General features: G+C 40.3%; 17 protein-coding genes. 6 read left to right on the top strand and 11 right to left on the bottom strand.

Annotated elements, in window-relative coordinates; genetic code table 11:
* Nucleotides 1-9: 9 nt before the first annotated feature.
* Both QZ738_RS17535 and QZ738_RS17540 read left to right on the top strand, forming a co-directional pair.
* A complete protein-coding gene (locus tag QZ738_RS17535; RefSeq protein ID WP_293789027.1) occupies nt 10-375 on the top strand; it encodes a YtxH domain-containing protein in 366 nt (121 codons plus the stop codon).
* 49 nt (nt 376-424) lie between these two features.
* Nucleotides 425-1,168 carry a YdcF family protein gene (locus QZ738_RS17540; RefSeq protein WP_293789028.1) on the top strand — a complete coding sequence of 248 codons (744 nt, stop codon included), beginning with the start codon at nt 425-427 and terminating at the stop codon, nt 1,166-1,168.
* Nucleotides 1,169-1,264: 96 nt separating this feature from the next.
* On the opposite strand, the gene obgE is transcribed toward QZ738_RS17540, so the two are convergent.
* The 4 genes from obgE to treZ all read right to left on the bottom strand — a co-directional run bounded on the left by obgE (nt 1,265) and on the right by treZ (nt 9,261).
* Nucleotides 1,265-2,260 (bottom strand): GTPase ObgE, encoded by a 996-nt coding sequence (gene obgE / locus QZ738_RS17545; RefSeq protein WP_293789029.1) that lies wholly within the window; start codon nt 2,258-2,260, stop codon nt 1,265-1,267.
* Between the two features lie 171 nt (nt 2,261-2,431).
* Complete coding sequence (locus QZ738_RS17550; RefSeq protein ID WP_293789030.1) at nt 2,432-3,007, bottom strand: adenylate kinase; 576 nt, start codon at nt 3,005-3,007, stop codon at nt 2,432-2,434.
* Nucleotides 3,008-3,356: 349 nt separating this feature from the next.
* Nucleotides 3,357-7,409 (bottom strand): malto-oligosyltrehalose synthase, encoded by a 4,053-nt coding sequence (gene treY / locus QZ738_RS17555; RefSeq protein WP_293789031.1) that lies wholly within the window; start codon nt 7,407-7,409, stop codon nt 3,357-3,359.
* Complete coding sequence (gene treZ / locus QZ738_RS17560; protein WP_293789032.1) at nt 7,402-9,261, bottom strand: malto-oligosyltrehalose trehalohydrolase; 1,860 nt, start codon at nt 9,259-9,261, stop codon at nt 7,402-7,404. Before treZ ends, treY begins: the two co-directional genes overlap by 8 nt.
* A 133-nt stretch (nt 9,262-9,394) precedes the next feature.
* Between treZ and QZ738_RS17565 the strand changes: the two genes are divergently transcribed.
* Nucleotides 9,395-10,402 (top strand): SDR family oxidoreductase, encoded by a 1,008-nt coding sequence (locus tag QZ738_RS17565; RefSeq protein WP_293789033.1) that lies wholly within the window; start codon nt 9,395-9,397, stop codon nt 10,400-10,402.
* A gap of 985 nt (nt 10,403-11,387) precedes the next feature.
* Here the strand turns inward: QZ738_RS17565 and QZ738_RS17570 are convergent.
* Together QZ738_RS17570 and QZ738_RS17575 are read right to left on the bottom strand one after the other, a co-directional pair.
* Nucleotides 11,388-12,182 (bottom strand): SDR family oxidoreductase, encoded by a 795-nt coding sequence (locus tag QZ738_RS17570; RefSeq protein WP_293789034.1) that lies wholly within the window; start codon nt 12,180-12,182, stop codon nt 11,388-11,390.
* Between the two features lie 46 nt (nt 12,183-12,228).
* Nucleotides 12,229-12,420, bottom strand: a complete 192-nt coding sequence (locus QZ738_RS17575; RefSeq protein WP_293789035.1) for a hypothetical protein — start codon at nt 12,418-12,420, stop codon at nt 12,229-12,231.
* A 644-nt stretch (nt 12,421-13,064) separates the two neighbouring features.
* On the opposite strand from QZ738_RS17575, the gene QZ738_RS17580 reads away from it, so the two are divergent.
* Nucleotides 13,065-14,336 (top strand): nucleoside recognition domain-containing protein, encoded by a 1,272-nt coding sequence (locus QZ738_RS17580; protein ID WP_293789036.1) that lies wholly within the window; start codon nt 13,065-13,067, stop codon nt 14,334-14,336.
* 287 nt (nt 14,337-14,623) lie between these two features.
* Here the strand turns inward: QZ738_RS17580 and QZ738_RS17585 are convergent, their stop codons facing one another.
* The 4 genes from QZ738_RS17585 to QZ738_RS17600 all read right to left on the bottom strand — a co-directional run bounded on the left by QZ738_RS17585 (nt 14,624) and on the right by QZ738_RS17600 (nt 18,749).
* Nucleotides 14,624-14,800: a hypothetical protein gene (locus QZ738_RS17585; RefSeq protein WP_293789037.1), complete on the bottom strand. Its 177-nt coding sequence runs from the start codon at nt 14,798-14,800 to the stop codon at nt 14,624-14,626.
* A gap of 163 nt (nt 14,801-14,963) precedes the next feature.
* Nucleotides 14,964-15,404, bottom strand: coding sequence for a PaaI family thioesterase (locus QZ738_RS17590; RefSeq protein ID WP_293789038.1), 441 nt, complete (start codon nt 15,402-15,404; stop codon nt 14,964-14,966).
* 422 nt (nt 15,405-15,826) lie between these two features.
* Nucleotides 15,827-16,078, bottom strand: a complete 252-nt coding sequence (locus tag QZ738_RS17595; RefSeq protein WP_293789039.1) for a hypothetical protein — start codon at nt 16,076-16,078, stop codon at nt 15,827-15,829.
* Nucleotides 16,079-16,289: 211 nt separating this feature from the next.
* A complete protein-coding gene (locus QZ738_RS17600; RefSeq protein WP_293789040.1) occupies nt 16,290-18,749 on the bottom strand; it encodes a TonB-dependent receptor in 2,460 nt (819 codons plus the stop codon).
* Nucleotides 18,750-19,066: 317 nt separating this feature from the next.
* Here QZ738_RS17600 and QZ738_RS17605 point away from each other — a divergent pair, with 317 nt between their 5' ends.
* Both QZ738_RS17605 and QZ738_RS17610 read left to right on the top strand, forming a co-directional pair.
* Nucleotides 19,067-19,525 (top strand): MaoC family dehydratase, encoded by a 459-nt coding sequence (locus tag QZ738_RS17605; protein ID WP_293789059.1) that lies wholly within the window; start codon nt 19,067-19,069, stop codon nt 19,523-19,525.
* A 134-nt stretch (nt 19,526-19,659) separates the two neighbouring features.
* Entirely contained in the window at nt 19,660-19,893 is a 234-nt protein-coding gene (locus QZ738_RS17610; RefSeq protein WP_293789041.1) for a hypothetical protein, read from the top strand.
* Between the two features lie 276 nt (nt 19,894-20,169).
* Here the strand turns inward: QZ738_RS17610 and QZ738_RS17615 are convergent, their stop codons facing one another.
* Complete coding sequence (locus QZ738_RS17615) at nt 20,170-20,556, bottom strand: hypothetical protein (RefSeq protein WP_293789042.1); 387 nt, start codon at nt 20,554-20,556, stop codon at nt 20,170-20,172.
* Between the last annotated feature and the right edge of the window lie 199 nt (nt 20,557-20,755).

Here is a 20,755-nt window from a genome sequence, read left to right on the forward strand (position 1 = left end):
CACTACCTTATGAAATACAGAAAGTTAATCGGAAAATATTTGAAGCACGAATCGGATAACAGTGCAAAAATTGCCCTGGCCTTAGTAGCTGGTTTAGCAGCCGGAGCTGTAATCAGTATTTTATTTGCCCCTGATAGTGGTGCGGGTACACGTGGAAAAATTGCCGGAGGTGCCAAAAACCTTCGTTATGGTTTTCAGGACAAGTATAATTTACTCAAAGAGAAAGTTTTTGGCGTGGAAGCTATTGAAGAAGACATTGTTCAACATGAAGTACCCCATTTTAAACACACCATTCAAAAAAAGCGTAAATCGGATGTGAAAGAGATTCTGGAACATGCACATGAAAATGGACAGGTTCAGGAAGGACAAGGTTAACATACAACTGGCAAAATAATCTTAGTTTTACGAGATTATTTTGCCAATTATGATTTTTATTCTTTCTAAAATTTTAATCTTTCTGCTGCAACCCATCATCTGTATTTTTGCAGTATTACTGTTTGCTCTTTTCTCTAAAAAACAGCAGCGCCGAAACAGACTTTTCATCATTGCTACTGCATTATTGTTTATTTTCTCGAACGGTTTCATTATCGGAAAAATCTATAATCTGTATGAAGCTAAATATCCGGCACCAAAAAAATACGATGTTGGCATTTTATTAGGTGGTTTCTCAAAATCTACACAAAGGGGTGAATTAGCTGTTAGCGATAGAGGTGATCGGTTAATACAATCGATTTATTTATTAAAAACTGGTGTGATCAAGAAAATCCTCATCAGCGGAGGTTCTGGGAAATTAATTGGAACTGAATCTATCGAAGCGGATATGACTTTAAAGTATCTGAAAAGTATTGGGGTTCAGGATTCATCGATCGTAATTGAAAACAGAAGCAAAAACACGATAGAAAACGCAAAATATAGTGCAGCGTTGGTTACCAAAAACCAGCCAAATGCATCCATATTGGTCATTACAAGTGCATGGCATATCCCCCGTTCAAAAATGATTTTTGATAAGGCTTTTAACAGGAAATTAGATTATTACCCTACAGATTACATTGGAAAGGAAAAGTATGATATCTCTGATTATTACATGCCCGATGCCGGTGCATTAACCCAATGGCAATATATCTTAAAAGAATGGGTTGGTTTGGCGGTTGACCGTTTGCGAGCTTAGCAGGCTAATAGTTCATTAGTCATTGGTTTATTGGTCATTAGGTGAATTGCAAAATACAAATCACTAAACAAATGACCGCTAAACACATTAACCACTTTACCCTTCAATAGCTTTCCAAAGCATATCTTTCAGCTCTAAAATATTTTTTTCAGCTACTGAGGATATAAATATGGATGGAATATCAGGCAGATCCTGCTTCATTTCTTCCATCAGCTCTTCATCCAGCATATCTGATTTGGTAATGGCTAAAACGTGCGGTTTTTGCATTAATTCCGGATTGTAGGATTCCAGCTCACTTTTAAGGATGGCATATTCTTCTTTGATGGAGCGACTGGTATCGGCCGGAACCATAAACAATAACACCGAGTTACGCTCAATATGACGTAGGAAACGATACCCTAAACCTTTGCCTTTTGATGCGCCTTCGATAATGCCCGGAATATCGGCCATCACAAATGATTTTCCGCCCCTGTAACTTACAATACCCAGGTTGGGAACAATAGTGGTAAACGGATAATCGGCTATTTCTGGTTTGGCCGCAGAAACGACAGAAAGTAAAGTAGATTTTCCCGCATTAGGGAAACCAACAAGGCCCACATCGGCTAAAACTTTCAGCTCCAAAATGTTCCATACTTCCTGCCCTTGCTCACCTGGTTGTGCAAAACGAGGTGTTTGCTGCACCGCATTTTTAAAATGTGCATTACCCAAACCTCCACGTCCGCCAGGTGTTAAAATCTTGGTTTCTCCATCTTTGGTAATTTCGAAAAGGATCTCTCCGGTCTCTGCATCTTTGGCAATGGTACCCAACGGAACTTCCAATATCTCATCCTTGCCCTGTTTACCGGATTTATGCGAACTACCACCTGCACCTCCATCTTCGGCAATAATATGTTTACGGTATTTAAGGTGTAATAATGTCCAGATATGGATACTGCCTTTAACGATAATGTGGCCGCCGCGACCGCCATCACCACCGTCAGGCCCACCCATTGACGTTAAAATATCACGATGTAAATGTGCTGAACCTGCGCCGCCTTTACCGGAACGACAACAAATTTTTACATAATCTACGAAATTTGAACCCTGTGACATAATCTACTACTGTAATGTTTAATAATGGAAAGTTAAAATAACAATTCCTTTAAAACTAAAGAGTTATAACGCTTTTAACATTATAACTCCCTATATGTTTTTGAAATGATATCAGGTATTAAAATTAATCCTGAGGCATTTTATCTGATACCTGATAATTGGTATTTTTAATTAAACCTTGTACTGGTCAATTACCGCGCAAAGCTCGTTGTAAATGGTTTCAATTTCACCAATTCCATTTACTTTATTCAATTTTCCCTGTGCTTCGTAATAAGGCAATACATGAATGGTTTTATCAAAATACTCTGCAATCCGTTTTTTCAGTTTTTCGGCATCGTCATCCGGACGGCCACTAATTTTATGGCGTTCAGCAATACGTTTGGTCAGTTCTTCCTGATCAACATCTAAAGCAATAACGCCGGCTATTTTACTGCCTTTACGCTCTAAAAATAAATCAAGCTCTTTTGCCTGTGGAACAGTACGCGGAAATCCATCAAACACAAATCCCTTGGCATCAGGATTTTTATCTACTTCTTCCTCAAGCATGGCAATGGTAATGGCATCAGGAACCAATTCCCCGTCGGCCAACAATTGACTCACTTTTTTTCCCAGTTCGGTTTCTCCTTTAACGTGTGCTCTAAAAAGATCGCCTGTTGAAACGTGTACCAACTGATATTTTGCAATCAGCTTTTCAGATTGGGTGCCTTTACCCGCCCCTGGAGGGCCAAAGAGAACTAAATTAAGCATTCAGGTTGTTTAGGTTGTCTTCAAAAAATTAAAAAAGCCTTATTCCTATGGCTTGGTTCTAAGTAACATTTAAATCTCTGATTAAGAGGTTTAGACATTACTTACTTTCAAGGCTGCAAATATATAATTATTAATTTAGATGCCATTTAAAATTGATAATATATTTAAAAAAGAGCTGTTTTAATGACATTTATCTTATTCTAAGAGGAATCTTGTGCCATTTTTATATTTCACTGCATATTCTTTAAAAGACAACCACCTTAGCCAGGTATTCTATTATATTTTAACCAGCTTTCTTAAAAATTTTGGTATTTAAAACATCGTTGCCGTTACGATATGTTAAAGATATTTAACGTCCATAAAGTTCGGTTTCTGCGCTCAACCAGTTTATCGTTTCTTCCGTTATAAAATTTTTATCGGCCCTCCACGTCCAGTTTCCGGTAGCCTCGCCTGGCACGTTCATGCGAGCTTTTTCATCCAGCTGCAGGATATCCTGCACAGGAACAATGGCCAATTTGGCAATGGAAGCGTAACAGAGCCTAATCAACGTAGCATTGACATTCTTTTCATTAACGGCTGAGCCAACATATCTGGAAAGCCGCTCTTTAACATTTGAATCCGCTTCAGTTTTAAACCAGCCTAAAGTGGTATTATTATCATGCGTTCCGGTGTAAACGATATAATCTGCCGAACCAAACTGATGTGGGATATGCAGCGATCCTGCCAAATCTTCGCCAAATGCAAATTGCAGTACTTTCATCCCGGGTAATCGAAATTGCGTTCTCAACTGTTCCACTGCTGGTGAAATTTCGCCCAGATCTTCCGCGATAAAGTTAAGTTCACCTAATTTCCTTTCTATTATTTTAAAAAATGAGGCACCAACTCCGGGCTTCCATACCCCTTCAACAGCATCTTCACTACCTGCCGCAACCTGCCAGTAAGTAGAAAAGGCAATAAAATGGTCTAAACGGAGCAGGTTAAACAGCTGCTGGTTTTTTCTTAACCGGTTTTCCCACCACTTAAAATCGTCGGTTTTCATCTTTTCCCAATGGTATATCGGCATGCCCCAAAGCTGGCCTTTTTCGTTAAAATAATCAGGAGGAACACCAGCGACTACGGTCATATTCCCGCTTTTATCCAGTAAAAAGTTTTCGCGCTGCGCCCATACTTCAACTGAATCGTAATCAAGGTAAAACGGAAGATCGCCGATCAGGCTTATACCTTTCGCATGGGCGTATTCTTTTAAATGGTACCATTGGCGATAGAAAACAAACTGCTTCCATTTTATTTCTTCTATTTCCGCCTGATTGTTTTTTTCAAAGTCAGCAATGGTTTGTGGATCTTTAAATTTATACTTTTCTGACCAGTTAAACCATTCTTTACCCTTAAAATGTTCCTTGATGCAGGTATAAACAGAAAAATCAGCCAACCAGCTTTCCTCAGTTTTGCAAAACAGGTTAAATTCTTTTACCAGATTTTCATCGGCGCTGGTTTTAAACAGTTGATAAGCCTGACGCAATACCTGCTGTTTCTTTTTTTCTGTTTGATCAAAATCTATCGGCCCTGTTTCTGGCAGCATAGCAGCATCCAGATCACTCTTGTTTAAAAGTGCTTCTTCGAACAAGCGCTCAGGACTGATGAGCATTGTATTTCCTGCCATTGAAGAACTGCTGGAATAGGGCGAATAGCCCGTTTCTTTTTTGGTTGGGTTAAGCGGTAAAACCTGCCAGTATCGTTGGCGTGATGCAGCAAGAAAATCTATAAACTGATAGGCACCCGGACCCAAATCGCCGGTACCAAAAGGGGATGGCAACGAAGTAATGTGCATCAGCACACCTGCACCACGCTGATTATCTTCGGGAATGAACTTAATCAATGCCAATGGAACCTGGTTAAACAATTGGCTGATCCGGATACCCTTATGTAAAGGATCCTTATATTCTTTTTTCCCGGTTAGCAGGTTTTGCCAGCCCAATGGCACCTCATTTGGCAACAGCACTTCGGTGTCTTCCCAATCAAAATTAATGGCTGTTACATTTTGATTTTTACAGCATTTTGCAAAACCTAAAGGAACCACTGTGACTATCCATTCCGCTTTATATTCCCTGGCAAAAGCACAGATATGCTGGCTATACTTACCCTGAACCCGCAAAGGCAGGTATGCCCCGCGTTCGAAAATATTGGCCTCCGCTTTTCTGATCCCCAGCAAGGTTTGGGTGAGCCACATTTTTATCTTCCCCGAAGATCTTTCTTTCAACAGTTTTTTAAAATCTAGCTGGTTGTCAAATGAGGACAGCAAGTTTGTCCTCTCCGCATAATCAACAGGCCTTCGGTTATCAGGATCAACGAGACTTAAATCCCATAATTCCGTTCCCTGGTAAATGTCAGGGATACCCGGGCAAGTAAATTTAAGGGTAAGCTGCGTTAAGCTATTGATGACCGCAAAATCAGCGATTCGCTTTAAAAAATTTCTGATTAAACGATTGCTCTCCTGCGGCTCAGTTAAGATAAGCTGCGAAAATTCAGTAAGTTTGTTCTCATAATCTTCATCTGGATTTGCCCAATCTGACCGCTTTTTAGATTCTCTTAATGCCTTTACAATAAATTCTGCCAAACGGTTTTCGATTTCAGCATCATCATCTTCATGAAAGGGCAAAGCACCGATAATGGTTTGCAGCACTAAATAAATATCGTTATCGTGTAGTTGCTTGAAAGCTGTATTTTTTTCCTGTAGGGTAGCAAAAATCTTTCTTAACTGCTGCACCAATATGGTCCACTCTTCCCGCAGGTCAGTAAGTACATTTAATCTTGCCCTTACGTCCTCTCCTTTTTTGGTGTCGTGAGTGGAGCTTCCATTCATGCTAAATGGCCAGTCTTGCTGCCGTTTATACATTTCATCATGAAACTCATCTACCGTCATTCCAAAAGCGTCTGGTGCGTCGCCCACTTCTGCATGGCCTATAAAACGGTTGTAGGTAAACATGGCAGTGTCTTCTACCCCTTTGGCCATCAATGGTCCGGTAAACTGCATACAGCGCTGAAAAAAGTGACTTAACCTGTTGTTGAAGTCAACGTTTTTCTTTTTTGGAAGTTCCAAAAAGATTTTGGTCAATAGTTCTCCTGCTCCAGCCAGCTTTTTATGGTGAAGAAGTGGTTTAAGCAGATTTTGAACATGAGTTGCTTCTTCTTCCGCTAAGGGAAAGCGATAGTTATAATACCGGTATACAGGCATGGCAATCAGCATTTCAGCGAGCGCCCTTTTTAGATCGGCCTGGTTAATACCTGAAAACTCAGCCGGTTCAAGCGCCAGAAAACTATCAAATAAATTATCCAGTTCGCCTTGCATGTGCTTAAACAAAATATTGCTTTTTTTCTCGTAAATCAGCTTGGCCGGATCAAGCTTTTTGCCGGTTACTTCCTGGTAAAGCTTGTTGAAAGACTTCTCTGCCGCTTTATTGGTTAAAAGATTGTTTAATGCTGCCAAAAAGTCGTAACCAGTTGTTCCCTGTAATTTCCACGTTTGCGGTAACACTTCACCGTGTTCGAGAATTTTTTCTACCACGATATAGATGTCATTACCTACCACTTTCCGGAGTCGTTTCACATATTCTTCAGGATTGTAAAGTCCATCCACATGATCGATGCGCAAGCCCTGGAAAATACCTTTATCTATCAATTCAAAAATATAACTATGATAAAGATCGAAGGCTTCCTGATGTTGCATATTCAGGCAGATCAGGGCGTTAACGGTAAAAAACCGGCGATAGTTGATGTTATAGTTGGTTTCCTGCCAGTTGCATAAGCGGTAATGCTGGTTTTGAACAATTTGAGTTAAAGCTTCAGCATCGCCATTTATGTCATCCAGATTTTGTTTCGAAAGGGCTGTTGACGTTTCTGCACTAACCGGCCAGTTTGATTCTCCGTAATTAAGGTAATATTTGCCCTTAATGGCCTGCAACTTTAATTTCTGTGTTGTAATCGCTTCTTCCAGGTCTTCGCCTAGAAAAGGGACCATCAAACGGCCATCCCCTTTTTGCAGATCAATATCAAAAAAGTTTGCAAAATCTGAGTTTTTTCCTTTTTGCAGCACATCCATTAACCAGGCATTATCCGGATGGAAGGCCATATGGTTAGGCACGATGTCCTGAAGCCAGCTGATGCCGGCAGCCTTTAACTTTTTTGAAATCTGAAGCAATTCTGTCTCTGTGCCAATCTCTGGATTTATCTTCAGGGGATTCACTACATCGTAGCCGTGTGTGCTTCCCGGCATGGCCTCAAAAATTGGCGAAGCGTATAAAGTCCCGATCCCCAGTTCGATTAGATAAGGGATAATTTGATCAAGCGATTTAAAGTTGAAATCTTTGTGAAACTGGATCCGGTAGGTAGAAATTGGTCTATGCATCTGCTTTGTAAAGAATAAGAATGGATTCGGGAAATAAATTAAGCTGGCCTTTGGCCGCAATATGGTTTGATTCTTGATTTGGGCTGTTCCACTTTATGAGGGAAGAATCTAATAATACCAAGGCCTTGTGAAATTCGGGATCAATGGATATAGTTTGTATTTGTTTAGAAAAATTTAAGCCGACCAGAATTTCATCTTTACCTTTCCAGCGTTTTAGTATGAGACAGTTTTTTTCTGAAAAGGCCTTTGCATTTACATTTTTGCGATCCAGATTGGCCAGCACAGGATTTTGTTTACGCAATGCAATTAATGTTTTATAATAGTTGAGCATAACCTGGTGGTGCTGTTCACTTGTTTTTTCCCAATCGAGTCTGGAACGTTCAAAAGTAGACACGGCCTGGGGGTCAGGTGTTTCGCCTTGGGTATGGAAAGCGGCAAACTCTGCCTTTCTTCCTTTTCTTACCGCGTCAATCAGTTCTTCATCACTATGGCTTACAAAAAACTGGAAAGGATTGGTTTCTGCCCACTCTTCGCCCATAAATATCAAGGGTAGAAACGGGCTACAAAAAACAGCCCCCGCCATTACCTTTAACATGTCGAAACTGACCAGGTTACTGCTTCTTTCGCCCAGCATACGATTGCCCACCTGATCGTGATTTTGTGAGAAAACAATAGATTTAGCTCCTGAAACCTGCTGTAAAGGCATTCCAAACTTTCTTTTCCGATGTGGAGAGTACTGGCCGGTATACACATAAGCATCCTGGTAAGATTTGGCCAGATCGGCTACCCCGCTAAAATCGGAATAATAACCTTCTTTTGCCTGACCTGTACAAACCCGAAGGGCATGATGAAATTCATCTACCCATTGGGTATCCATACCATAGCCATATTCGCTTTGAGACCGGATGTAACGTTCATCATTTAAATCAAGTTCAACAATTAACTGGTAAGGTCTGCCGCTAATCTCAGACAGTTTATCGGTATAGGTTTTAATCTCGGATAAAATATGGACCGGGCTCAGATCTTTAATGGCATGTACGGCATCCAGCCTGAGGGCATCAATATGAAAATCCCTGAACCACATTAAGGCATTTTCGGTAAAAAAATGGCGTACGGCATCGCAGTTTGCATCGTCAAAATTAATCGCTTTGCCCCATGGTGTATGATACTTATCAGTAAAATATTCGCCAAAGTCGGAAAAATAATTCCCCTCCGGCCCTACATGGTTATAAACGACGTCTAAAATGACGGCCAAACCTTTAGCATGGCAGGCGTTAACCAAATGTTGCAAGGCTGAAGGTCCGCCATATGTATTTTGCACTGCAAATGGGAATACACCATCATAGCCCCAGTTTCTGTTTCCGGAAAATTGTGCTACCGGCATAATTTCTATCGCTGTAATGCCAAGTTCTACCAGATAATCGAGTTTAGTTTCGATAGCGGCGAAATCTCCATCTGGTGTAAAGGTTCCGGTATGGAGTTCGTAAATGATATGATCCTTTAAGTCTACACCCTTCCAATCGGTGTCCGTCCATCCAAAAGCATTTACATCAAAAGCGGTTGATAATCCTTTAGGTCCGTCTTCCTGAAATAAAGAAGCTGGATCTGCACGTTCAAGGGCTTTTCCGCCTGTTGAAGGCGTAATTTTGAAGCAATATTTATCGCTCCTGCCAATCTGGTCTGTTTGCAGGTACCAATAGCCATAGCCTTCGTCGAATAATGATAAAGTCAGTTTGCGTGCATCTATTAAGATAGAAACCTGCGCGGCCAATGGTGCCCAAAGCCGAATTTCTGCGGCCCCGTTCTCCTTAAAATTTAATCCTATTTTTCTCTGTCGTATATCTATTTCCATTGAAGACTTTAGCAAAAAACAAGAAAAATGCCTCAAAAGTTTTAGCCGTGGCAGGCTTGTTTATTAATCTTTAAAAAAGCCAAACCTTCTAAAATTTTATTTGGTTATATCTATACCTGTTAAAAACATCATCATGGACGGAAAAAAAACATTTACACGACGCGAGGCGCTCGGCGGTCTCGGCATCGGACTGGCCAGTATGGCCATTGCACCCACACTAACTGCAGCAACAGTTGGCGAAAGCTATTATTCGCCACTGGCCCCGCTCGAAGATCCTACAACCAAGTATCCGCGACCACCTTTTAACCATCAAAATCAACCATGGCCGGCATTAGCCAGTAAAATGGAGCCTAGGCCTGATCATGGTGAAACCAGTTATAAGGGCTCGGGAAGACTGATGGGTAGAAAAGCACTGATTACCGGTGGCGATTCTGGCATGGGGAGAGCCGCAGCCATTGCCTATGCCAGAGAGGGCGCAGATGTGGCCATTAATTATCTGCCACAGGAGGAGCCAGATGCGAAAGAAGTAGTTGAGCTGATTAAAAAGTCCGGCCGTAAAGCCGTTGCCATTCCTGGCGATATCAGGGATGAGGCCTTTTGTAAAAAGCTGGTTGATACCGCTGTAAGTCAGCTGGGTGGGCTTGATATCCTGATTAGTAATGCCGCAAGACAACAAAGCACACCTTCGCTTGCTGATTTAACCAGCGAGCAGTTCGACTGGACGATAAAAACCAACATATATGCCCCGTTCTGGATAATTAAAGCAGCCTTGCCACATTTGAAACCAGGCTCGTCTATCATTGGAACCACCTCGGTACAGGCAACCGACCCGTCACCCGATCTTTATGATTATGCACAAACCAAAGCTGCTACCACAAATTTTGTAAAATCTCTTGCCAAACAACTCGGCCCTAAAGGCATCCGGGTAAATGGCGTTGCACCTGGCCCGATCTGGACGCCATTACAAATGGGGGGTGGTTCAACCCCAGAGAAACTTAAAGAATTTGGTAAAGATACTGCGCTGGGCAGACCCGGACAGCCTGCTGAACTGGCATCGATTTATGTTCAACTTGCTGCAAACGACGCCAGTTTTTCAACCGGTCAGATTTATGGCGCCGCAGGAGGAAACGGGCAACCTTAAAAGCAGCTAACTATAAGGTAATTACCTACCTATTAAAAATCGTCATTGCGAGAAGGCTTTTTACGCCGACGAAGCCCGTTTGAGGCAGGCTTCGGTTTTCCTTTTTGCAATGGCGATCGCCGGTGGATTTTGTCAATGGTATCGTCTTGCACCTGCCCGTTCAGGCGGGTAGAAGAGTCTGTATCAGAAATGATTTCGGAGATTTTGGCAAAATAATATTTTGAGAGGAAAGATCGTCATTCCCGTGAAAACCTATCGTGTGCACGCATTTCTGTTAGCCATTATTCGTTCTTTAGCACGTATTTCTAAGGCAATCGTCATGCTGTTTCGATAGCTCGGATTTACTTTACAAGTAGAAATATGGTTGTTAATTGCCTCGTAGCTACTTTGTGGTCAGCATTTTTCTTAATATTAATGCCATTGATTAGGAAAAATTATTTTCAACAAAAATATTGTTTTTCCGCTCTATGCCGCGGGGGCATGGTAGTTTTTCGCTGTCGTAGTTGTTTTAGCTGTGCTCAAGAATGCTACGCATTTTGGAGCGCCAAAGTACCCAAAGCGCTTTGTCAATCCAGCTAGGGGCCTTTCTCACAACCACACTCACATCAAAAAAACAGCGGCACTTCGTTTTGTGTTCAATTCTCTTTAGCAATTAAATTAGTATGATGAACACAAAACCACTGCGTTTAAGGTTTGGTAATGCTATTTGTTCTTTCGTGCAACTGTTTTTTTGATATCTCCGGCCCTTGGGATTGACGGAGTTCTTCGATAAAACCTGTAATCTATTAAAGCAAGCTAGCAAAGCGTATAAAAAAAAACCAAAAGATGTGTCTACATGATAAGTGAAAATTGGGAACCTTAAGGTGCTCAGCGAAGCTAATCTTAATTCGATAGAAAGGCAAATAAGTAAGTCCCAACCGAATCATTAAGATGCGCAGCCTAGCTGAGCATGACGACACTGCCAAATTTAATAATAGGATAAATATTATGATTTATCCACTGGCTCCTGTTGTTTACCGGTCCGTTCTGCCAGCATACTGTCAGGTGTTATATTTCCCACGGCAACCTGTAATTTGTTTTTAAACCCGGATATGACCATATCCTTCCCGGCAATCATGGCCTCATAACCATCTTTCGCCACATCTGCAGGATCAGCAAGTTCTCCTTCCTGTACCGCTTTCGAATCCAGCATATCGGCTTTTCTAAAAAAGTCGGTATCTGTAGGCCCCGGCAATAAAGAGGTGATGGTCACTGCTGTATCTTTAATTTCTGCACGGACAGCCTCAGTAAAGGAATGCACAAATGCTTTCGTTCCATGGTAAACGGCCTGATAGGGCCCGGGAACTTTTCCTGCAATTGAAGCAACATTTAAGATTTTTCCGCTTCCACGCGCCACCATTTCGCGTACATATAACTTGGTTAAGGTTACCAAAGAGGAGATATTCAGCTGGATAATGTCCAGTTCCTGATTAAGATCCGTTTCAATAAACTTACCATAAACGCCTTGCCCGGCATCGTTAACCAATACATCGATCTGTATATTTTTAGCTTTTATCTGTTCATATAAATTAAAAGCTGCATTGGGGTCGAAAAGGTCGGCAGTAATGGTTATGACTTCAGCTCCCTGTTCTTCAAGCACTACTGCAGCACGCTGCAGGCTGGCCTCTTCTCGTCCAACAATGATTAGATTGAAATGATCTTTTGCAAAAAGCCTGGCCAGTTCATAACCAATGCCGCTACTTGCCCCGGTAATCAGGGCAAAATGTTTTGTATTTTCCATCATAGGTATTTTAGGTTAGTGGAAACCAGTGTAAATAATAATCCGTTTAGTCAGTTTGACTTTCAGTGGTTTGCTCATCTGCGTCAGAATCAGATTTTTTGGTTTGTTCAGCCAGTTTCTCTCCTGCATCATCATCTTGCTGAACGGTATCAGCATCGCTTCCCTCTAACTGAGAGACCGGAATAACGCCTACTTTATCCTCATGCGGTGTCTCGGAATCTGTTTTTTTGTTTTCCATAATCTTTAAGTTGATTTATAATTATTATGAGCTGGCTGAAGAATTTGCCTCTATAATCTGTAAATGATATTTCCCCTTGTCAATGCCCCCTCCGTTATAGAACATGTTGAAAGCTGAGGCAGTTTGGTTTTATTTTAAAAAAAGAGGCTGCATCATAAAATACTGCATTGTCATCCTGAGGAATAATTTATGGTATAAAAATCAATATAAATGACGTAACTGATTTCTTATGCCATACAGCACAGTCTTGTCTCGGCTCACCGCCGCCGAAGGGCTCTTACTTTTTGGCATCAAAAAGTAACAAAAAATGCCGGCTGAAAATTTTTCTTTCAAAGCCAGTAATAGGGCTTGGTCGGTGCAGTCCGAAAAATTTGTTAGGCCGGACTTAAGTAGAACGGAGACCCAGTGCGAAGGCCATGTTGGATGGAAATGCATATTTCATAAGTGACTAATTATCAAATAATTAAAAATTAACGTCAATGGTAGCCTGAGCGATCGCCGAAGGCAATTTATGTTTCGGTCTATTCAGCAAGAAAGATGCTGTAAACAAGTTCAGCATGAAGAACATAAATAGCGCAACGATTCCTATGAATTTCGGCTTAAAAAAACTATTTTCACGCATCAAATAAAACTAAACAATCCTAATGGCATTAAGCAGAATCTGGTCGGCATTTATTATTATCGCTATTGTTGTAGCCAGTATTAAATGTTTCTTTTTCGGACACAGCGATATCTTTAACTGGATGGTCATCGGCAAATCGTCCGATCCCTTAAATCCTTTAAAGTTAGATGGTATCATCGAAACCTGCTGGATTGCTGTTGACCTTTGTATTAAGCTAATCGGCACATTGGCTTTATTTATGGGCCTGATGAGCATTGCCGAAAAGGCAGGCGGCATCCGTTTGTTATCCAGAATTATCGGCCCTTTTTTTTCGAAGCTTTTTCCCGAAATCCCCAAGGGGCACCCGTCTATGGGACATATGATCATGAATTTCTCGGCTAATTTATTAGGTTTAGATAATGCAGCTACACCATTTGGCATCAAGGCAATGGAAAGCTTGCAGGAGCTGAATCCCAATAAAGACGTGGCGAGCAACTCACAGATTATGTTTTTATGCCTGCACGCGGCCGGTTTATGCCTGATTCCGGTTAGTGTAATCGCCATCAGGTCTACCCAGAATGCGCAAGACCCTACCGATATTTTTATTCCCTGTTTAATTGTCACTTTTGTAGGTACCATGGCGGCCATGCTGATTGTATCCTTTAAACAAAAAATAAATTTACTTCAACCAGTAATCATCACCTGGGTATTGGGCATATCGGCTGTAATAGGTTTGCTGGTTTGGTATGTTAGCAAATTAAATGCAGAGAGTATAAAATCATTTTCCGGCTTATTAAGTGGCGGGATCATTTTATTGATCTTTTTATTGATTGTACTGGGCGCGTTATATAAAAAAATAGACGTTTTTGATGCTTTTATTGATGGTGCCAAGGGTGGCTTTGAAACCGCATTGAAGATTATTCCCTATCTGGTTGGTATTTTGGTTGCGGTAAGCATGCTGAGAACCAGCGGAACTTTTGATGTGGTGATGAGTGGAATTAAGAGCATGTTCGTATTTTTTGGTGCCGATACCAAATTTGTGGATGCCTTACCCACCGCCTTAATCAGGCCTTTAAGTGGTGGCGCGGCACGTGGTATGATGGTAAGTACAATGATATCAAGCGGACCAGATTCATTTGCGAGTAAACTTTCAGGAGTTTTCCAGGGTGCTTCTGATACTACATTTTATGTGGTTGCGGTTTATTTTGGTGCTGTTGGAATAAAAAATACGCGTTATGCCATCGGCTCCATGCTACTGGCCGATTTGGTTGGCGTTTGTACGGCAATTGCACTTAGTTACATGTTCTTTGCTTAAGTATGGTTTATAGGTCATTGGTAAACGGATCATTGGTAAATTGGTTATTGTTAATTTAGTAATCAGTTTATTATTTACCGGGGCGGCTAGTTACCAAGCCCTTCAACCGTTGCTGCGCTATCGGAATTATAGCTTTCATATTTTGCTTTTTATAGAGATTCTTCATTGCGTTCAGAATGACAATAAAGTAAAACAACACAAAAAATCCCGGTCAGAAATTCAACTAACAGGGATTATAATATCTCTAAAAAAAAATAACTTATGCTTCGTATAGGTATGGTGTGCTACTAGCAGGAAGCTTGAGGTGATATCCTATTGATGATTTCGTCAATTGCATCTGGATCTATCACTGCATTTTTCGAGGCGCACCATTTCTCAGACTTGTTATCTAACCAGATACAGAAAGAATGGTAACCGTCTAAAATTACCGCATAAGTTTCATGAAAATCATCTTGAATACGCATGCAAAATCCCTTAAAAATTTTGCCTCTCACGTCAAATTGCAGGGTGGAATAATTTTCTAACATGGCTCATTATATTTTAGGTTAATTTACAACAATATATAAATGAGAATGTTTTGTTAATATGAAGGAATCAACAAGTTATTCTTAAGCGTTGTGTTTTATTTTAACCTATGTTTAACATGTTCGAATAACCTTTGGCGATTAAACGTTTTTTCGACGGCAAAGAGATTTCACATTGCAGATTTAAAATCGTGCGTCCTCTTTTTACGATCGAGGTTTCCGCAATTATTTCGTCGCCTTCACTTGCCGTGGCAAAATAATCGATGTAATTATTTACAGTTGTATAACGCTCATTTAATCCCATCGTAAAAACCGTTGCACCGATCAGGTCGTCAATAATGCCAGCCGTTACACCGCCATGCAAAATTTGATAGGGATTGGTCATTTCTTTACGGATCGTATATTGGCAAACCAAAATCCCATACTCTGCTTTAATTAAAACCGGTGCCAGCCAATTCATGAAGTTAGAAGGCGAACCCGTAATAACTTTGCCAATTGATTGTCTTAAAAAATTTAGTCGCTGCTCGCTCAATGAGGCTTCCATAAATGTAGCTGTTTTACTGTCTGATGCTTCAAGATAAAGATAGGAAAAATGAGCTACAGTCGTCCCAAAAATTGGTTAATACCCTATAACAATTATTAATAGAAGTAGATATTGAAAATATATTTACAAATCTGGAGCGCAAGGCTTGTAAAAAACAATTATCGTCTCTCCCGTTTTCCGCTTATCCGCTTCGCTGCCTTGTAACCTCGTTGCTGCAGGGTATCGCTGTAAGTGGCCAATGTAGCATTCCAAATGTGGGCTTGCAGGGCACACAAACCCCTGTTTCTAAACCTGATTGGAGCGAACACGAAGTGCAACGAAGTAAAGCGTAAAGCAGGGCTGTAAGCCGCCAAGAACCACGAACGCTCATTTCCTGATTAAAAAGTGTCATTTCTTTGGAGCGCAAGGCTTGTAAAAAACAATTATCGTCCCTCCCGTTTTCCGCTTATCCGCTTCGCCGCCTCGTAATCTCGTTGCTGCAGGGTATCGCTGTAAATGGCCAATGCAGCATTCCAAATGTGGGCTTGCAGGGCGCACAACCCCCTGTTTCTAAACCTGATTGGAGCGAACACGAAGTGCAACGAAGTAAAGCGTAAAGCAGGGCTGTAAGCCGACAAGAACCACGAACGCTCATTTCCTAATATATCAAACCATATGAGAAATATAAGAAACATATAAACTTATATTTCTAAAATGTCTTATATGATAAAATCAGCTGTTTTTTTTGGCAAAAAGTATTCAGAAATATAAGAAACATAAAAGCTTATATTTCTACAATAACGTATATGGTAAATCAGCCAGCGTTAGTGAAAGAATAAGTATACGAGGATGCACAAACCTTTATTTAAAACCGATCATACCATACTTAATCATTATTTTCTGCTCCTAAATCGGAATAATCACTTTGAAACTCAAATTCCTGCCCATATTGTAAATCCCCGAACGTCCGTTAGCCGATTGGTTATAATATTCAAAATATTTCAACCGGTTTAGATTGGACTGATAGGCCATATTAAAAACATTATCGGCCTGAATAAAAAGATCACAGATGGTTCTCCCTTTTTTTGTTTTTAATGTTGATCCTATTCCACCATTTATCAACGTATATCCAGCTGTGAAAGTTTCTGTATGATCAAGCGCATAAAATCTGTCCTGATCGGCAAAAAAGGCCACATCAACTTTGATGTAGGGCTGAGTAAAAAGGCCGCCTATCGGTTTTTGTGCGGTTGCTTTGATTTCAGATCGAACCTGTAAAGGCGGGATAAAAGGCAGGTACCTGGCCTCATGACCGTGTTGATTCAACAACTCCCGGTTTTGATTTAATCCTACTGTATAGGCTAAACTATTATTGAAACTAAGCCATTCCCATGCGGTTGGGTGCAAATTGATGGAAATCTCTGCACCATATAGCCTGGCTTTCGATTGTTGATACTGATAAGTGAGGTTTCCAGGAACAATTACCACCGGATCGCCATTGGCATCGGTTAAACGAGATTGATAAATGTAATTTTGAATATGGTTATGAAACAACTCTATACTGATATCAGCATCTTTTAAAGCGGCGATTAAACCCAGATCTTGCTGCAGATTAAATTCGGGTTTAAACGTCCTGTTGCCTAAGTATACAATATGCGCACCCGGATCCAGTCCGTTAGAACCGATTTCGGTAATATTAGGCGCCCGGTATCCCCTTGCGATGTTGGCTTTAATCATAAAACGCTCTGAAATATTGTAGGTTAAGCCCAAACTGCCGGATAATCCATAATAGTTTTTGGTAAATGATGGAAACTGCAATTTGCCGGTCGGGTTATCTACACTTACCTGTTGATCAAAACCTGTCTGCCCGTTTGTGCCTACATAAAAATTTTCCCATTTGATATTTCTTCTGTCGATCCGGATTCCTCCGGAAATATCTACCTTACCGATCGATTTCTTTGCAAAGTAAAATGCGCCGATATCAAAAAGATCATAATCCGGGATAGGGAAATCTGTTGCATTTTTGCTCCTGTTTGCCTGGTACATTCCGTTAAGCCCAACCGTACTTTCTACACCAGCTAAATCGGGCAGGTTGTATTTAAAATCGTAATTAAAAGTATTTAACACCACGTAAAGCCCCGGCTGCATTGGCCAGGTAGGATGATTATATTCTCTCCTGACGCTCTGTTGCCCGCCAATTAATACATTTAAATCACTCGTCCCGAATTTAAACTGACTGGCATTGTAAAACCGGTAGTGTTGGATGTGTTGATGCAAAGGATTAATGGCATAGGTCTGAAGATCACTTTCCGGTACAATCGGCCTGTTTTTAATATCGTCTCCATCATCCAAAACCTGCCGGGTAAATTTTCTTGATAAAGAATCCCGACTGCCATCGGGAATTTCCATTAGGTTATCGTAATAGGTAATGGCTGTTTTAGAAGAGCCCCAGGCTTTATCCACCCTGGCACTGGCCGATAAATTGTATTCCTGGAAAGCTGTTCCATAAACCCATCCATCAATTTTGTTCCGGTAGTTATGTGCCGTTTTCCCGGTAGCCCTGAAGGTGTATTTCCAACCATTGTTAATGTAAGCGAGGCCAAGCGACGAACCGATCATTCCATTATTAGTTTGATAATTTGCGGTAAAGTCGCCTTTTAACTTTCCATTTTCAAAGTTAGGCGCAGAGGGAATCATGTTAATTACCCCAGCCAATGCATCAGAACCATAGGTTAAACTGGCCGGTCCTTTTATTACCTCTGCCCTGGTAACCCCATATTCATCTACTTCGATACCATGCTCATCGCCCCATTGCTGCCCCTCCTGCCTCAAGCCATCGTATAAAGTTAACACACGGTTGTACCCTAAGCCCCTTATAAATGGTTTCGAAACGTTTGGACCGGTGGTAACAGCCGTAATGCCCGGTACTCCTTTCACAATGGCTTCTATTAAGTTGGTGTTCACGTTCTGGTCCATTGATTTTTTAGAGAGTACGGCAATTGGCACAGGGCTTTTCCGTAATTGTGTGGCCCGGTTTACCCCGGTAATGACCACATCGTTTAAATTCGAAGCTAAACTTAATAATTCGACATTAACAAAAGCAGTATCTCCAGTTAACGTGACCCTAACTTTTTTGGATTGATAACCGATGCCTGAAAAATGGAGATCACAAATCGCGGGAGGGATTACATTTAACTGATAAGTGCCTGTACCATTTGATTTAGCTGAACTTTTAGTACCTAAAATTTTAATGGTGATACCTTCCAAAGGTTTATTCTCCGAAGTAATTATACCTTTAATGGTTGCCTTTTGGGCAGTGGTATGTAGTGATATAAAAAAACAAAGGCAACAGGTAAATAGGAATCTCATGCACATAATGATTTATCTAAATATAATTTTAGACAAATCTAAATTTTAATTTAAATATATCAAATAAAATATTTAGACAGTATTTATAATACAATGGTGATCCCAGTTCAGCATAAGTATTAACATATATTACCAAACCAGGTCTCACTTGTGCTTTTCGCTCCGTGCCAACAAGAGCCCTAATGCCTTAAAAATAAGCCGTTAGCTGATTGAGGTATTAAATAATTTTAGTCATAGAAAAGTAAATGAAACTATATACCTGATGAATTGTTGTGCCTAAGCATTTTCAAAGCAATACAAACTTTATAAATAAAAATATGTTGGTGATCAATAATTTCGAAGAGTACGAGTCCTATCTAGGTAAAGAATTGGGCGTATCGCAATGGCACACTATAGACCAGGAACAGATCAATAGATTTGCTGATGCAACCCTAGATCATCAATGGATACACACGGATCCGGAAAAGGCTAAAAATGAAGGACCTTTTAAGGCAACAATTGCCCATGGCTATTTAACTTTATCATTAATTCCTTATTTATGGAAGCAGATTGCAGATGTACGCAATATCAAAATGGAAATTAATTATGGTATTGAACGTTTCAAATTTGGTCAGCCCGTTTTGGTGGATAGCGAAGTACAATTAAAAGCTAAGCTTATGAATATTTGCAATTTAAGAGGAATTACTAAAGTAACCATTCAGGCCACACTCGTCATTAAAGACCAACCCAAGCCAGCTTATGTAGGAGATGTGGTATTTTTATACCACTTTATCTAAATGCTAAAGTGATCTGGCCAATTAAAACCATTTTTTTATTTTCCAATACGCTTTCATCATTGTTACACTACACCAGAAAACAAATCAGCTGCTTGTGCGTTAAATTTAGAGATAAGATCATTTAAATTTGAGATATGGAAAACATCATCACACCTGGCCAATTAATCAGCAACCATGCCAGCAACGGTAATAAAGCCACTTTAAAAATTGGCAGTAAATTTCAATGGGATCCGAAATATGCATCAAAAGAAATACCATCGTTTGATTCTTTTAAAAGCGAAATCGAAATTTTTTACGAATATAAATTGGTATTTGGTTACGAAGGTGCGGTTGGTCAGAATGTGTATATGGTAACAGCATTGAAATAACGTACATGCCGTCTATACTGAACGTTTTTATTGTAACCAAAAGCTTGAGTTGCGGTTAGGCTGCGCATCGGCCATATAAAAAAAGCCCGGATATCCATCCGGGCTTTTTTTATCAACTAACCTAAACTTATAAATACTAACCAAATATTTATACCACAAAACTAAATACCGATTATTAATCCTGTGTTAAATATTTATGATCTGTTAGGGTCGCTTGGTTCTTATCGTTATCAATACTGATATTTCAGATCAATAATTTGAAAAACCTTAAAACAATTATTTGACCGCCCGGGTAGCCTTATCAAAAGATAATACCAGGTTCTTTTGGTCAATCTGTTTTAAAGGCACTTCATGTACTTTCTTTCCCCGGCCGGTCGTGAAGTAAACTTCAGCTTTAGCCGTCTCTTCTTTGTTAATGCCGTCTTCAAATAAAGCAATACCAAATAAGGTACTATCTACTTTTGATGAAGCCACAATACTCACCGTGCCTAAAGTGTAATTACCATTGTTTTTTAGGGTAACCACTCCTTGCTTGTAGGTATAACTTACACCTTTCAGCGTTTCCAGGTAGGTTTTATTTTTGCTGGTAATCGGTTGATAGGTTTGGCCGTAACCTGAACATCCACAGGCTGCCAGCACTGAAACAAAAATGATTTTTTTCATGATCTTGTCAGAACTAAATAATACATAAATATCACAAAAACGCTTATTATAAATCGGCTCAGACAAAGTTTGATCGGGATAAATGAGGGATTTTACAAATCAATGAAGAAAGCGATAAAAACATTGATATCTAAAGCTGTTGGCGCATTTACAATCTGAAAAAGAGGGTGTAAATGATACCACCTCACTGCATCTATTT

It is taken from the genome of uncultured Pedobacter sp. (assembly GCF_913776295.1).
Taxonomy (GTDB): domain Bacteria; phylum Bacteroidota; class Bacteroidia; order Sphingobacteriales; family Sphingobacteriaceae; genus Pedobacter.